This window comes from Flavobacterium sp. FlaQc-48, from assembly GCF_044007335.1.
Lineage (GTDB): Bacteria > Bacteroidota > Bacteroidia > Flavobacteriales > Flavobacteriaceae > Flavobacterium.
Window position 1 is genome coordinate 136,435 of sequence record NZ_JBIPCR010000009.1, and the last position, 12,652, is coordinate 149,086.

Annotated in this window: 19 protein-coding genes; 11 read left to right on the top strand and 8 right to left on the bottom strand. The window is 33.1% G+C overall.

Translation table 11 applies throughout. The features are described 5' to 3' along the window. Window position 1: 1 nt before the first annotated feature. The 3 genes from ACHRWY_RS15515 to ACHRWY_RS15525 form a co-directional block, all read right to left on the bottom strand. Window positions 2-418 carry a hypothetical protein gene (locus ACHRWY_RS15515; RefSeq protein ID WP_395355863.1) on the bottom strand — a complete coding sequence of 139 codons (417 nt, stop codon included), beginning with the start codon at window positions 416-418 and terminating at the stop codon, window positions 2-4. Window positions 419-608: 190 nt separating this feature from the next. Continuing rightward, window positions 609-983 (bottom strand): hypothetical protein, encoded by a 375-nt coding sequence (locus tag ACHRWY_RS15520; protein WP_395355864.1) that lies wholly within the window; start codon window positions 981-983, stop codon window positions 609-611. Between the two features lie 21 nt (window positions 984-1,004). Continuing rightward, window positions 1,005-1,154, bottom strand: a complete 150-nt coding sequence (locus ACHRWY_RS15525) for a hypothetical protein (RefSeq protein ID WP_395355866.1) — start codon at window positions 1,152-1,154, stop codon at window positions 1,005-1,007. Window positions 1,155-1,431: 277 nt separating this feature from the next. On the opposite strand from ACHRWY_RS15525, the gene ACHRWY_RS15530 reads away from it, so the two are divergent. From ACHRWY_RS15530 to ACHRWY_RS15570, 9 genes are all read left to right on the top strand, one after another. Then, window positions 1,432-2,352: a hypothetical protein gene (locus tag ACHRWY_RS15530; RefSeq protein ID WP_395355867.1), complete on the top strand. Its 921-nt coding sequence runs from the start codon at window positions 1,432-1,434 to the stop codon at window positions 2,350-2,352. Between the two features lie 13 nt (window positions 2,353-2,365). After that, window positions 2,366-2,854 (top strand): hypothetical protein, encoded by a 489-nt coding sequence (locus tag ACHRWY_RS15535; protein WP_395355869.1) that lies wholly within the window; start codon window positions 2,366-2,368, stop codon window positions 2,852-2,854. 139 nt (window positions 2,855-2,993) lie between these two features. After that, a complete protein-coding gene (locus tag ACHRWY_RS15540; RefSeq protein WP_395355870.1) occupies window positions 2,994-3,590 on the top strand; it encodes an SMI1/KNR4 family protein in 597 nt (198 codons plus the stop codon). A gap of 39 nt (window positions 3,591-3,629) precedes the next feature. Continuing rightward, window positions 3,630-4,322, top strand: a complete 693-nt coding sequence (locus ACHRWY_RS15545) for an SMI1/KNR4 family protein (RefSeq protein ID WP_395355872.1) — start codon at window positions 3,630-3,632, stop codon at window positions 4,320-4,322. Between the two features lie 290 nt (window positions 4,323-4,612). Further along, window positions 4,613-5,011: a hypothetical protein gene (locus tag ACHRWY_RS15550; RefSeq protein WP_395355874.1), complete on the top strand. Its 399-nt coding sequence runs from the start codon at window positions 4,613-4,615 to the stop codon at window positions 5,009-5,011. Window positions 5,012-5,162: 151 nt separating this feature from the next. Continuing rightward, window positions 5,163-5,462, top strand: coding sequence for a hypothetical protein (locus tag ACHRWY_RS15555; RefSeq protein WP_395355875.1), 300 nt, complete (start codon window positions 5,163-5,165; stop codon window positions 5,460-5,462). Window positions 5,463-5,489: 27 nt separating this feature from the next. Next, the gene (locus tag ACHRWY_RS15560) at window positions 5,490-5,732 is read left to right on the top strand and encodes an Imm19 family immunity protein (RefSeq protein ID WP_395355877.1); all 243 of its coding nucleotides are present in this window, start codon (window positions 5,490-5,492) and stop codon (window positions 5,730-5,732) included. A gap of 222 nt (window positions 5,733-5,954) precedes the next feature. Beyond that, the gene (locus ACHRWY_RS15565) at window positions 5,955-6,431 is read left to right on the top strand and encodes a TlpA family protein disulfide reductase (protein WP_395355879.1); all 477 of its coding nucleotides are present in this window, start codon (window positions 5,955-5,957) and stop codon (window positions 6,429-6,431) included. Window positions 6,432-6,442: 11 nt separating this feature from the next. Then, window positions 6,443-7,078: a thioredoxin family protein gene (locus tag ACHRWY_RS15570; protein ID WP_395355880.1), complete on the top strand. Its 636-nt coding sequence runs from the start codon at window positions 6,443-6,445 to the stop codon at window positions 7,076-7,078. 9 nt (window positions 7,079-7,087) lie between these two features. On the opposite strand, the gene ACHRWY_RS15575 is transcribed toward ACHRWY_RS15570, so the two are convergent. Next, complete coding sequence (locus tag ACHRWY_RS15575) at window positions 7,088-7,822, bottom strand: AAA family ATPase (RefSeq protein ID WP_395355882.1); 735 nt, start codon at window positions 7,820-7,822, stop codon at window positions 7,088-7,090. 30 nt (window positions 7,823-7,852) lie between these two features. Continuing rightward, on the bottom strand, window positions 7,853-8,584 hold the full coding sequence (locus ACHRWY_RS15580; protein WP_395355884.1) for a YggS family pyridoxal phosphate-dependent enzyme: 732 nt from the start codon (window positions 8,582-8,584) through the stop codon (window positions 7,853-7,855). A gap of 209 nt (window positions 8,585-8,793) precedes the next feature. Between ACHRWY_RS15580 and ACHRWY_RS15585 the strand changes: the two genes are divergently transcribed. Further along, a complete protein-coding gene (locus ACHRWY_RS15585) occupies window positions 8,794-9,057 on the top strand; it encodes a DUF2024 family protein (protein ID WP_395355885.1) in 264 nt (87 codons plus the stop codon). A gap of 76 nt (window positions 9,058-9,133) precedes the next feature. On the opposite strand, the gene ACHRWY_RS15590 is transcribed toward ACHRWY_RS15585, so the two are convergent. From ACHRWY_RS15590 to ACHRWY_RS15600, 3 genes are read right to left on the bottom strand one after another with little or no spacing between them, the layout of a single operon-like run. After that, window positions 9,134-9,427 carry a DUF3861 domain-containing protein gene (locus ACHRWY_RS15590; RefSeq protein ID WP_395355886.1) on the bottom strand — a complete coding sequence of 98 codons (294 nt, stop codon included), beginning with the start codon at window positions 9,425-9,427 and terminating at the stop codon, window positions 9,134-9,136. Window positions 9,428-9,444: 17 nt separating this feature from the next. Then, window positions 9,445-10,176 carry a LytR/AlgR family response regulator transcription factor gene (locus ACHRWY_RS15595; RefSeq protein WP_395355887.1) on the bottom strand — a complete coding sequence of 244 codons (732 nt, stop codon included), beginning with the start codon at window positions 10,174-10,176 and terminating at the stop codon, window positions 9,445-9,447. Beyond that, the gene (locus ACHRWY_RS15600) at window positions 10,176-11,219 is read right to left on the bottom strand and encodes a sensor histidine kinase (RefSeq protein WP_395355888.1); all 1,044 of its coding nucleotides are present in this window, start codon (window positions 11,217-11,219) and stop codon (window positions 10,176-10,178) included. Before ACHRWY_RS15600 ends, ACHRWY_RS15595 begins: the two co-directional genes overlap by 1 nt. Window positions 11,220-11,486: 267 nt before the next feature. On the opposite strand from ACHRWY_RS15600, the gene ACHRWY_RS15605 reads away from it, so the two are divergent. Beyond that, window positions 11,487-12,650 carry an efflux RND transporter periplasmic adaptor subunit gene (locus tag ACHRWY_RS15605; RefSeq protein ID WP_395355890.1) on the top strand — a complete coding sequence of 388 codons (1,164 nt, stop codon included), beginning with the start codon at window positions 11,487-11,489 and terminating at the stop codon, window positions 12,648-12,650. The last annotated feature ends 2 nt before the right edge of the window (window positions 12,651-12,652 follow it).

Consider the following 12,652-nt stretch of genomic DNA (forward strand, 5'->3'; position numbering starts at 1 on the left):
GTTAAACCTGTTTGTTATTGATATCGATAGATTTTTCACTATCGGTTTCATTCTCGATTTTTTCAATTTCTACTTTTTCTTTTTTTATGGCCTGCCTTAACAAGGCAAAAAGGCTCATGTAAACATTTGCCATAAAAACCAGCGAAAATCCTGCCAAAATATACCCGCGCCAATCATTTAGCAAAAGTTTATAATTACAAAGGATTAAAAAAGCAATCGTGACATAATGGCTAAAACAATATTCGCAGGTAAAAAGATAAAATGCCTTTCTGGCTAAAAGGGTCCGGTCATTTTTGGAATGCTTAACGCACCATTCTCTGGGTTCCTTAAATATTTCCTCATGCGTTACGGTCCAGCTAATGCACGCTATCGGAAGAGCGAGAACAAATAACCAGATAATTTGAATTGTGATATCCATAATACAAAAGCATTTCTAAATCAGTATTAATTTAGTAAAACCAATAATTTAAAATTACTGCAATTCAGTCTATTGGTCTTATATAGTTTTACTTTTTTATTATAAAATTTCATTACCGGATTCAATTTACAAAAAATAACCGTTAAGTTCAAATCCTTAACGGTTATCTAATAGTAATGTGCCATTATGTCTACAATTTTTCAGGATTTAGACTCGGAAAAGGATCGTGCGATACTTCGTCCAGATCCTCATCTATATCTTTTAAATTTTCCTCATCTTCTGAATCGTCGTAGTCGAGGTCTCCGTTTTTTTCCAGAGCATGATCCAGATCTTCCGGATCTTCATCATTTGTAATCTGATCTTCTCCATTCAGGATAGGTTCCTCACCAGGATTATTTTCGTTTCTGTTATAGTCATTTGTCTGGTGATTAACGTCGTCTATAAATTCTTCCTGATTGTGATATTTACTGTCCTGATTTGCATTTTCTTTATCGATAAGTGTATCTAAGTCCTGATTAAAATCACGATGATCCAGACCGTAATTTTGATTGTTTCCATTTTCCATTGTCGTATACTTTAGAATTAATTATTTTTTTGTCGCAGAAGGTTTCTTGTCATCCTTTGGATTATGTTTTACCTCTCTTTTTGGAGATGTCTCTTTTTTATCTATTTTTTTGTCCATTGATTTTGCACCAGAAGTTGAAGTGCTGCTGTTTTTTTGATCTGTAGTTTTCATGATATTTAATTTTTTAAAGGTTTGTTATTATACAAATCTACCTCCTTATGTTTCGTTACACCTTACAGAACAATAATTTGTAATTTCATAATTAACAGTAAGTTATCATGTAATGTTTATTCGGAATTATATAATTCCGAAATGTCCTGTGAAGAAATAAAATAACACCTGGTGATTTGGGCTTATCCTGATACAATTATGTCTTTTAGAAGATACTTAATAAAGCTATAGAATTTAATTTTGTCCTGCGACTTCAAATATTTAAAAAAATGACAGCATGAAAATTAATTTTATAAAAAGTACCTGTGACTCTTACGGTAGTGAACTTGATGAGCCTTTTAGATATTTTGGAAAAATTATTTCAGATAGATTTGAGCGGGACGGAATCGAATTTTCTTTTGAAGAAATTGAGATTCAGCTTGCCCTTTTTTCGAATGAGCTAAAAGAAAAAGATGTGTATGTTAATTGGTATAATAAACTGCCAAATTATCACAGGGGCAAAAATATGGTGAGAGTAATTTTACCCGTATTAGAAAGCGAAAAATGTATGGAAGATGTTTTTCAATTTGTCTACCGTACGTTTAAAATTCTGGGACTTAAAAAAAAGAAAGACGATCGCTATGATGGAGAGCAAATACAGCAAACATTACTTCTTTTAGAAACGGAATTACAAAATACAGATTTATGGGAGTTGAATAAACGGTATGAATCTATTTTAAGAGCAGAAGCGATAACAAAACAACTTGATAAAAGAACCGCAAGGGAAAACCGTACTGTAGATAAAAAGAAACTGATATTCAAATTAGAAATTGATCCTGAATTTGAAAATGTTGAAAGCCCCACTTTTGCCCCTTATGACAAGAAGTTTTGTGACAGGATATTAATCAAACTCCGTGAAAAAAATTTCCGTCTTCCTGATTATAACCATTTGTATATTAAAGTTTCCGACTCTTTTGAAAATGCCTTATACCAGAAAGTAAAAGCAGAAAAATGTTTAATGTACGGAATCGCTGTATGTGAAGAATACGATGCTTACATAACAAAAAATGAAACAGAGAAAAAAAGAATAACTTTTGATCTTATTAAGCAAGGCTTATATGATATCGCTAAAATTGATAAGCTAAATATCGAAAAACTAAGTCATGTTTTAGATGAAGTGGAAAAAGAAATGGAGTGTAACAGTCTTACTAAGATTTAAATTATTTTTGATTATGAATGGAAATAGTAACAAATATGAAACCAAATTTGGGCAACTCGTTTTAAGAAATGGGCCTGAAAATAATTTTTATTGGACTGGTTATAGTAATAGTCATAATGCTATTTTTGCAGACAAGATTCCTGTTTACATCTTTACAAAAGATAAAAATATATCCAACCAAACCATCGATTTTGTACAAACCATAGTTTCAGATATAAATGCATATTTAGCAACGGCCATTTTATTCATTAAACAAACTTTAAGTGAAGAAAAAGAAAAGTACAATATTAGAGAAGACAAATTTGATTTTTTAAGTTCAGATCCGGATTGTTTGCCCGTTGACCTGCCGGAACTTACTTTCTGGGAAGATTCAAATGAATGGATGATTCGGTTTGCAGAAGGAAAATTTAGAATTTGTGACCCATTAGGTATTGGGGTAACATTTAGTTTCAATAAACCCATAAGTGTGGATAATCTGGAAGATATTGAATTTATAGAGTAGATTGGTTTAGAATAAAAGCAAGTTTTAAAATGAAATTAAGATCAAAAATTGAACATATCATTTCCTTAAATTGAAACTAATTGCAATCTTATAGTTAATTCTGTATTTTCACGCTTCGTAAAACATATAAGCCGTAGCCATGATTGAAATAAATAAGAAAGAAGACATCCTTATTCCGTTTAATAAAATTGGGGATCCGGATTGGAAAATTAACACTCAAAAAATCATTGAATCTATTGCCGACAATTTTGGTGATGATTTGAAGCAACCCGTTTCGAACGAAGAGATTCAGGCTCTCGAAATAAAGTTAGGAACGACCTTACCTGAAAGCCTTACATTATTTTACCAGACTTTTGGAATTGCTGATATTGGTGAGCAGCTTCAGGATTTTAATGAAGTAGACTATATTAAAGATATTTGGGCAGGTGCGCCGCAATATGGCCCTGATTTTACAGATCAGGACAAAGAGATTTTACCATATTTAATTTCTTTCAGCGATTATTTAGGTAACGGAAATATGTTTTGTTTTCACAGTGAAACAAAAGAAATTTATTACTATGACCATGACGGGACACCTTATTTAACCAAAATGTTTGATACCGTAGACGATTACCTAAAAGGCTGCCTGATTTTTGCCCAAAATGATTTTTCAGATAGCAGGGAAATCGACGAATGGACAGAAGAAATAGTTATTGATTTATTCGGTGAAAAAACAGTTAAAAAATGGCAGTATTAATATTTAAAAATATCCTGCTACCACTTAAAATAGTTTTAAATGAATTGTATTCAAAAGATTAAACGCCTTTATGACCTTTCAGAAAATGAAAATTTCGGATTTTCAGAAATTGAAATTCTTGAACTTGAAAAGAAATTAGGAATAGACCTTCCTGCAAAACTTAAAGAATATTATCAGGAATTAGGCAAAGAAGAAAACCTTAATTATTCCTATAACAGACTTTTAAAACCTGATGGCGAAATTGGTTTTTCAGATGATGGATATTTGGTTATTTACGAAGAAAATCAGGTTGTAGCGTTTTGGGGAGTTAAAAAAGAAGATTTAAAGTTAGATAATCCACCGGTTTATGGTAATTATGATACTATTGAAAAATCAGACTGGGAGATGGAAAACCAAACCATCGGTGACTTCTTTTTATTGATGGCTGTTTACAACGGAACTTTGGGAGGTTTACAGTATAATGGGAATTTTTTTGGTGATGTTGACCCTGAAACCGTAAAGTTGATTGAAGAAAGCTGGTCATTGGTGCCGGAAATAAGCAGAGACAATCAAAAAGTGTTTACAGACAATTATTATGAAGTGATCAGTCTTTCTTTTGATCAGGAAAATAAGTGTACCGGAGCTTTTATTGGAACCAGTGATCAGGAACGTTTTGATACTATTCTAGAGAATATAGATCTTGATTGGTCTTACCTTTCCTATGATGATGACGAGGAATATGATAAGGAGTAACTGGAATAAGTTTTCATCCAAATATTTTGAAATATTCTTTGCTATATTTCAGATGAAGAATTGAATTTAGATGCCATTAATAGATATTGTGATACTATTGAGCAAGAAAGAACAATTGCTATTGATATAAACGAAGATAGTGAATGGGGAGCGGCGTATGGCGTTGATTGTAGAAATATTCAACACAATTGCATGTTGTCTGCTAGATAATTACAGTGAGTTACGTTATTTTTGTAAGAAATAAACAGATTCAAGTAATAAATCTCAAACTATAACATACCATAAAAAATATGAAAAAGCTATTTTTAATTTTGCTGTTATTATTGCAGATTCCTGCAATTTTTGGAAGCAGTCAGACTCAGGACCCTTCATCCAAAAAAATTATCGGCACCTGGTATGCTGATGCAAACCGAAATACAAGATGGGTATTTACTGCCGATGGAAAAGTTTACAATTATGATAAGGACGTTTTCAAGGTAATGTATCGTTATACGATTTCACATAGCTGCCAAAACAATTCAGATGATACTATTGAATATTTAACCTTAATGGACAGGGACGGAGATGAATTTTGTTTTAAAATAAATAGTATAAATGAGAACAAAAATGGCATTTTATCTATGACCAACATGAGTAATATGGAGGCACTTCTGTTTGTTAATAATTTAAATATAATAACAGGAAAGTAATAGTTTTTAGAAAAAAATAAATCTTGACGTTATACTAAAATTTTTTGGCTATCCTGAATATTATCACAATGGCAGTTTATAAATTCGACGAAGTATTGATCCTTTACTTTATTTGTAAAAAATAATATATAATATAAAAATGTATATTTTAATGAAACAGGATGTTCCCGATAAACTTGTTCCTGTAATAGCGGCACACGCTTCCTTAGCGTGTTTTAGAAAATTTGAACATAACGATAATATGCAAACATGGATCAACGGAATATTTAAAAAAGTGGTATGCGTTGTTTCTGAAAAAGAATTTGCAAATGCAGAAAAAGAAGAAGACCATATCATCTTAACCGAATCTGCGTTAGAAAACCGGGAAGTTTGCATGGCATTTGTGCCGAGGGAAGAATACCCAAAAATGTTTAAATATTTTAAAATGTGGACGCCGCAGGATAATTTGTAACGAATAGAAGAAAATCAGAAATCTATTTTGAAACCAATAATCACAAAGCATCTGGGAACAATTCCAAAATTCCAAATACATTCTGAATATAGCGCAGCTTGTAATTTAAATGGTCTAATAATGGAATCTCCATTTCAGGAAACAGCTGAAATTAGTATAACAAACCGTCAAAACCATAGTGTAAGAAACATAACAGCATATCCACGTTATAAACAAGATATAATTGAATTGAATAAGTCCTTGACTTCTTTTAAAAGCAGATTGCTTTAAATTCCCCGGGGAATGTTCTATTTTGTAGCAACGGATTTTAATGCGTTGTAAAAGTAGGGCCAAAGCTTATAAAGTTGCTCAGGAATGAACCTGTAAATTTGAGCTCTGAACCTTTACTTCTCAAAAGCAACTATTTCAAACCATTAAACTTTTATTAACAAAAAGTAAGTTTTCATTAGTTTATATTTGTAAGGCACAATTAATCGTAATGCGCTGTATCTTATGAAAATAAAATCTTTGTTATATATTTTTCTATTTGTTCTTCTTTCAGCATCGGCTTACAGTCAGAATGTAAAATTGATTACTATTGATCAGCTTAATGAAAGAATTAAAACAGGAAAAGATACTACTTATGTCGTCAACTTTTGGGCAACCTGGTGCGCACCTTGTATTAAAGAATTGCCTCATTTTGAAAAACTTCAGGCAGAATATAAATCAGAAAAACTGGCTGTTTTATTGGTGAGTGTTGATTTTAAGTCAAAGTTAAACTCAAATGTAATTCCGTTTGTAAAAAGAAAAAATTTAAAGAATGAAGTTTTTCTCCTGAACGAAAGCAGCCCGCAGGAATACATCGACAGAATTGATCCTTCGTGGTCAGGCAGTATTCCGGCAACGCTTTTCATTAAAGGCAATACACGAAAATTTGTCGAAAGCGAATTTACCTATGAACAATTATTAACTGAATATAAAAAACTGTAAACCCATAAACCATGAAAAAAATAATCCTTTTATTTGCACTGGCCCTTTCAGCCTTTCTTTCGCAGGCACAAACAGCAACACTTAAAGCCGGAGATACTGCACCGGAGTTTAAATTGAAAAATGTAGACAATAAAGAAGTTTCTTTTGCCAGTTACCCAAAAGCCAAAGGTTTTATTGTTGTTTTTACTTGTAATACCTGTCCTTATGCAGTGGCCTACGAGCAAAGAATTATAGATTTAGATAAAAAGTTCAGATCACAGGGTTATCCTGTAATTGCCATTAACCCAAACGATCCGGAAGCTTCAAAAGCAGATGCTTTTAACAAAATGCAGGACTTGGCAAAAGAAAAAAAATATCCTTTTCCCTATTTATTTGATGCCGGACAAAAAGTTACAGATGAATATGGAGCAAAACATACCCCACATCTTTTTATTGTTTCTAAAACCGCTAAAGGAAATATTGTAGAATATGTAGGGGCCATAGATAATGATCCTGAAGGAACCAAAACAGAGAAAATAAAATATGCCGAAGATGCTATTGCGGCTTTAAAAAGCAATCAAAAACCGGCAATAACAGCAACGAAAGAAATTGGCTGTACAGTAAAGAGAAAAGAAAAGAAAATTGGATATAACAAAAGCGCCTTTTAAGGCGTTTTTTTATACTGGTATCTCACTTAATTTTTGCTGGTCCTGAAGTTCTAATTCAGCAATGATTTGTCTTTTCATTGTGGTATGGATATAATCTTTAGCTTCAGCGTATGAAATAGTGTATTTACGGGGTATATCCTGAAAACGAACAGGAAAAACAGCTAATAGTTTATCGTAATAGAGATTAAGTTCTTTTTCATCCGGCATTTCAAATTTTAGTTTAATCTGAAATCGTCTAAGCAAAGCGGTATCGATACTGTTGTAATAATTGGTAGCACAAACAAGTAAACTTTCTGTGGGCAAATAGTCAATCAATTGAATAATAGTGTTTACGAGACGTTTCATTTCGGCAACGTCCTTGTCATCATTGTCACGACTTTTGCCAATCTGGTCAAATTCATCGAGGAATAAAACTGCCTTTTCGCGAATCGCCTTGTCGAAAATGGCCTTTACATTTTTAGAAGTTTCCCCAATTTTAGCGTTGATCAAAGTGCTGAGATTGATGATAACAATGTTTTTATTCAAAGCCGTTGCAATCGCTTTTGCAGTGGTCGTTTTACCACAACCGGAATGACCGTGCAGCAATATTTTGTGGTCAGTTTTCAGGTTGTACTTTTTTAACTCCTCAATGTATTTATGTTCTTTAATAGTTTGAAGTAGTGCCGTTTTATTTTCCTGGCTGAAAAGCAAATCATCCAGTGCTATTTTTTCAGTATCGTTTACAACAAGTTCGTACAGATTCATTTGAGTTTCTATTTAGTGCAAAATTATACTTTATTCTGTAATATTTTCGTTCCAGATTTCTTTTCCTGAAAAACGGTTTCCAAAAACAGAAGTTCCAACTCTTACCATATTAGAGCCTTCGGCAATAGCCAGTTCTAAATCCTGGGACATTCCCATTGAAAGTTTTAAACTATGGATTCCTTCAATTTTAGCCTCGTAGATTTCTGTTCTGATTTTTTGAAGCAGGTGCAATGACGGACGCATTTTTTCTATTTCAACATCCAGTAATCCAATGGTCATCAAGCCTTTTATTTTTAAAGTTTTGTAACTCTTTATTTTTTTTATAAATGGAATTACTTCTGTTGGCGTTAAACCAAATTTACTCGCTTCAAACGAGGTATTTACCTGAATGAAAACCTCGAGAGTTCGCCCGTCTTTTTGTAATTGTTTGTGTAATTCCTCTGCCAGGGTTAACCGGTCGAGCGATTGAATGCAGGTTACATATCTTAGGACATCTTTTACTTTATTCGTTTGCAGATGGCCAATAAAATGACGTTCAGGATGTAAATCTTTCAATTCGGAATTTTTATCACGCAGCTCCTGCATTTTATTTTCACCAATAAGTGTTTCTCCGGCTTCAATAGCAATTCGGATGTTTTGGGCGGGAACAGTTTTAGTAGCCAGTAATAGCTGTACATCTGAAACAGCTCTGCGGGAAGATTTGCAGGCATCTTCAATACGCTGGTGAACCTGTTTCAAATTAAAAATAATTTCCTCTTTCATGAGGGCAAAAATAATAGTCAGGTAAAATATGAAAAAGATCCAGTTTTAATGTTTATCAATAGTCCAGATTGCATTTGAACCGGACCAGAATAATGCTGTAAATAGCAAAACTGGATCATCTTAGTGATTAAGAACGAAAGTAATTTTGTAGTGGCAAAAAAGCACAAATAAATTTGCGGAAGGTTTTTAACTTAAACAATATAAATAATATGAAAGTAGCAGTATGGGATACCTATGTAACCCGAAAAGATGGAAAAGTGATGCATTTTGATATTCTGGTTGATGCCCTTACCACTGATACAAACCAGATTTTTGAATATGGTAAAACATATCTTAAAACAGTTTTGCAGGAAGGTCAGCCTTTGACCTCAAAAGAATGCAGGTTTTGTCATATTGATAAAGCTCCTAAAGGAATAGAAAATAAAATTCTTAAAGATGGATTTTCGATTATCGAAATGGAAAACTGTAAATAATTAGCGCATATTAAAAACAAAAAAGACTGGAAACTTAATTTCCAGTCTTTTTTGTTTTTAGAATATAACAGGCAAATTAAAGGCTTTTTAATTTTTTCATAAACAAAGGAAATACCTCATTTAATTCTTCAAATAAAGGGTTTTTACGGTGCTTTAATTTTATTTCGCTGAACAATTTCAGTCCAAGTGCAAATTGTGTTGCCTCAGATTCATTTTCAAATATGTTTTTAGCTTTAATTCTTTCGATGATACTAAATATTTCGTCGTGATTATCAAATTCTATTCCCAGTTCTCTGGCAGGTTCTGTTTCTCCATTTGCATATTGTTTTAAGCTTAATGTCAAATGATATTTGTTTGCTCTTTTTTCCATGTGATCTTATATTATAATTATTTCAACCATTTTTCAACGATGGTCTTGAAGGTTTCTTTATATTGTTCCCCTACTGTAATTTCAGTTTTTTCTATAAAAATAGAGTTTTTGCTGATCGTGTTAATCTTATCAAGAGCAACAATAAACGAGCGGTGAATACGCATGAATTTTCCAGATGGAAGTTTTTCTTCTAAAGCCTTTAAAGAAATTAGGGAGAGTACTGTTTTTTGAGAATCGTCAAGATGAACTTTTACATAATCTTTTAAACTCTCAATGTATGAAATATCTTTAAGTGAAATTCGAACCCACTGATATTCTACTTTCAGGAAAATAAATTCGTCATCTGCCGTAATGGGGTGGTAATTAGTTGATGCGTCTTCTGTTATTTGTAAAACTTTATTTGCGGCACGTAAAAACTCTTCATAACTAAAAGGTTTTAAGAGATAGTCTACTGCATTTACTCTGTAACCTTCTATTGCATAATGATTGTAAGCGGTCGTGAAAACAATTTTTGGCGTTGGTCCTGTTTGTTCCTGTAAAAGCCTGGCAAGTTCCATTCCGGTTAAATTGGGCATGTTGATATCCAGAAAAACAAGATCCGGCTGTTTTTCTTTAATTATCGTCATGGCTTCAACGGCATTGTCGCAACTTGCAGTCAATTCTAAAAAAGGAGTTTGCGCAATAAAAGTCTGTACCAATTTTAAGGCAAGAGGTTCATCATCTACTGCTATACATTTTAATGTTGTCATTATTCTAAAATTATTTGCAGTTTTACATTATACATTCCGTTTGTGGCAATGCCGGCTATAAGGCTGTGTTTATGCGGATATATTAAATGCAATCTGCGTTTTGTGTTCTTTAATCCAATACCGCCTTCATTTGTAGTTGAAGATTTTTCGAAATAGGTATTTTCCACTTCAAATTCAAGAGTACTTTCTTTTTGTCTTAGTTTAATATGGATTTCACTTTTATCAGTGGCATGGACTCCATGTTTAAAAGCATTTTCTACTAAAGGTAGTAATAACATTGGCACAATTGGATAATCGTGTACTTTTTCGGGAATATCGGTTGTAATGGTAAGCTTGCTATTGGCACGAAGCTTCATCAGGGCAATGAAATCCTTCATAAATTCGGCCTCTTTTAATAATGTCGTTGTTTCTTCGGTACTATAAAGCAAGTATCGCATCATGCGGCTTAAAGTATGAAGCGCATTTCTCGAATCTTCAATATCCGTATACGTAAGCGAGTAAATACTATTTAAAGAGTTAAAGAAAAAATGCGGATTAATCTGTGCTTTTAACATTGCCAATTCGGCCATTGTTTTGTCTTGTTCCAGTTTTTGTTTGTGTTGCGCTGCTTTTTGCCAGTAGTGCAACATGGCCCAGCTGGTACTGATTCCCAATACTAATAATGTGAGCATCAGGACATAATTGTCAAAATAAGGGTTCCTAAATTTTTTAAATCCTAAAACTTCACTTACCTTAGTGTGAAGATCTGTTTCAGAAGTATAAAAATAAGCAATAAGCTGCATTACAAAAATGGTTGCAAAAGCCCATAATAAAAATGGGGAAGTATTGTCTTTAATAATGGTTTTTGGAACAACAATTTTGGCATTTGAATAAAAAATGATAATCAATAAAACCAATATTATGATCTGCCAAAGCCAAAAAACTGACGGTAAAACGACATTCCAGGTGATAGGGATATAAAACAGCATGATAAATCCCAATAATAACCAGCCTAGAATGTGTATTCCGGTAAATAAATAAGGTCTGAAAATATTTGTTGACATTATAATGTAGTTTTTTTATGGACAATATTACATTTTATTTACATGCGATTTGGAATCAATCGCTAAACAGAGTTTTATAGTCTGTATAAACCATTTTAGAGCCGACGAGCTTATAAATTAAACGAGCGTTTAATTTTTTTTGAAAACCATCGGTTATAAGGTAATCTCTATCGATTATCTTTTGCTCTTCGTCTATTTGGAAATTTTGGTATGTTATATTTTAGTTCTTTTGTTTCGATATAAATTGATAATTACACATTTTTCACAATGAATAAGCAATCCTTTTTAAGCATTCTCGCAGCAGCTATTATCATCGCATCGTGTGGTAATAAAAATGACAAATCGGCCCAGGCCGGAGGTGCACCACAAGTTAAAGAGTATAAAACGCTGACTTTACAGCCTAAATCAACCACATTAAATACAGACTTTCCTGCAAGTATTCAGGGACAGCAAAATATAGAAATCCGACCGAGAGTTGAGGGCTATATCGAGAAGATTTTTGTTGATGAAGGTGCTGTTGTAAAAACAGGACAGCCTTTGTTTAAAATCAATGCGCCGGAATACGAGCAACAAGTTCGTACTGCAACTGCCAGTATAAAAAGTGCTCAGGCAAGTGTAAGTTCTGCAAAACTGGCTGTAAATAAAGTAAGACCTCTTGTAGAAAAAGGAATTATCAGTAAATATGATTTAGAATCAGCGCAATATACTTATGAGTCGGCTTTGGCAGAATTAGCGCAGGCAAATGCCGCTTTAGTAAATGCTAAAACCAATTTGGGATATACTACCGTAATTAGTCCGGTTAATGGTGTTGTAGGTTCGATTCCGTTTCGTTTAGGAAGTTTAGTAAGTTCAGCTAATGCAGAACCTTTAACGACAGTTTCCAGTATTGGAAATGTGTACGCATACTTTGCATTAAATGAAAAAATGTTACTAAACTTTACTGAAAATGCCGGTTCGGGATCTTCGTTAACTCAGGCGATAAAAAAAATACCACCCGTTTCATTAGTTCTTGCTGATGGTTCTGCTTATCCTGAAAAAGGATATGTAGAAACGGTAAACGGACTTATCAATACAGAAACCGGTTCGGTAAATATCAGAGCGCGTTTTCCTAATCCAAAAGGCGTGATCAGAAGCGGAAGCAGTACAACAGTGCGAATTCCAAAAGAAGTTAAAGATGTCATATTAATTCCACAGAGTGCCACATTTGAACTTCAGGATAAAATTTTTGCAGTGACAGTTGGAAAAGACGGAAAAACAAAAAATGTCAATATCACTATACTTGAAAATACAGCTGGTAATTATTATGTGGTTACAAGCGGCTTAAAAGCAGGGGACCAAATTGTATTAGAAGGGGTAGCTTCTTTAAAAGACGGAAGCGAAATTAAACCTCAAAATCAGAATGCAGAAACTGTTTATGCTGACTTAAAATAAGA

Excerpts from the sequence above, each read along its gene's own strand:
- ACHRWY_RS15515 (WP_395355863.1), bottom strand. The coding sequence starts at position 418 with ATGGATATCACAATTCAAATTATCTGGTTATTTGTTCTCGCTCTTCCG.
- ACHRWY_RS15520 (WP_395355864.1), bottom strand. The coding sequence starts at position 983 with ATGGAAAATGGAAACAATCAAAATTACGGTCTGGATCATCGTGATTTT.
- ACHRWY_RS15525 (WP_395355866.1), bottom strand. The coding sequence starts at position 1,154 with ATGAAAACTACAGATCAAAAAAACAGCAGCACTTCAACTTCTGGTGCA.
- ACHRWY_RS15530 (WP_395355867.1), top strand. The coding sequence starts at position 1,432 with ATGAAAATTAATTTTATAAAAAGTACCTGTGACTCTTACGGTAGTGAA.
- ACHRWY_RS15535 (WP_395355869.1), top strand. The coding sequence starts at position 2,366 with ATGAATGGAAATAGTAACAAATATGAAACCAAATTTGGGCAACTCGTT.
- ACHRWY_RS15540 (WP_395355870.1), top strand. The coding sequence starts at position 2,994 with ATGATTGAAATAAATAAGAAAGAAGACATCCTTATTCCGTTTAATAAA.
- ACHRWY_RS15545 (WP_395355872.1), top strand. The coding sequence starts at position 3,630 with ATGAATTGTATTCAAAAGATTAAACGCCTTTATGACCTTTCAGAAAAT.
- ACHRWY_RS15550 (WP_395355874.1), top strand. The coding sequence starts at position 4,613 with ATGAAAAAGCTATTTTTAATTTTGCTGTTATTATTGCAGATTCCTGCA.
- ACHRWY_RS15555 (WP_395355875.1), top strand. The coding sequence starts at position 5,163 with ATGAAACAGGATGTTCCCGATAAACTTGTTCCTGTAATAGCGGCACAC.
- ACHRWY_RS15565 (WP_395355879.1), top strand. The coding sequence starts at position 5,955 with ATGAAAATAAAATCTTTGTTATATATTTTTCTATTTGTTCTTCTTTCA.
- ACHRWY_RS15570 (WP_395355880.1), top strand. The coding sequence starts at position 6,443 with ATGAAAAAAATAATCCTTTTATTTGCACTGGCCCTTTCAGCCTTTCTT.
- ACHRWY_RS15575 (WP_395355882.1), bottom strand. The coding sequence starts at position 7,822 with ATGAATCTGTACGAACTTGTTGTAAACGATACTGAAAAAATAGCACTG.
- ACHRWY_RS15580 (WP_395355884.1), bottom strand. The coding sequence starts at position 8,584 with ATGAAAGAGGAAATTATTTTTAATTTGAAACAGGTTCACCAGCGTATT.
- ACHRWY_RS15585 (WP_395355885.1), top strand. The coding sequence starts at position 8,794 with ATGAAAGTAGCAGTATGGGATACCTATGTAACCCGAAAAGATGGAAAA.
- ACHRWY_RS15590 (WP_395355886.1), bottom strand. The coding sequence starts at position 9,427 with ATGGAAAAAAGAGCAAACAAATATCATTTGACATTAAGCTTAAAACAA.
- ACHRWY_RS15595 (WP_395355887.1), bottom strand. The coding sequence starts at position 10,176 with ATGACAACATTAAAATGTATAGCAGTAGATGATGAACCTCTTGCCTTA.
- ACHRWY_RS15600 (WP_395355888.1), bottom strand. The coding sequence starts at position 11,219 with ATGTCAACAAATATTTTCAGACCTTATTTATTTACCGGAATACACATT.
- ACHRWY_RS15605 (WP_395355890.1), top strand. The coding sequence starts at position 11,487 with ATGAATAAGCAATCCTTTTTAAGCATTCTCGCAGCAGCTATTATCATC.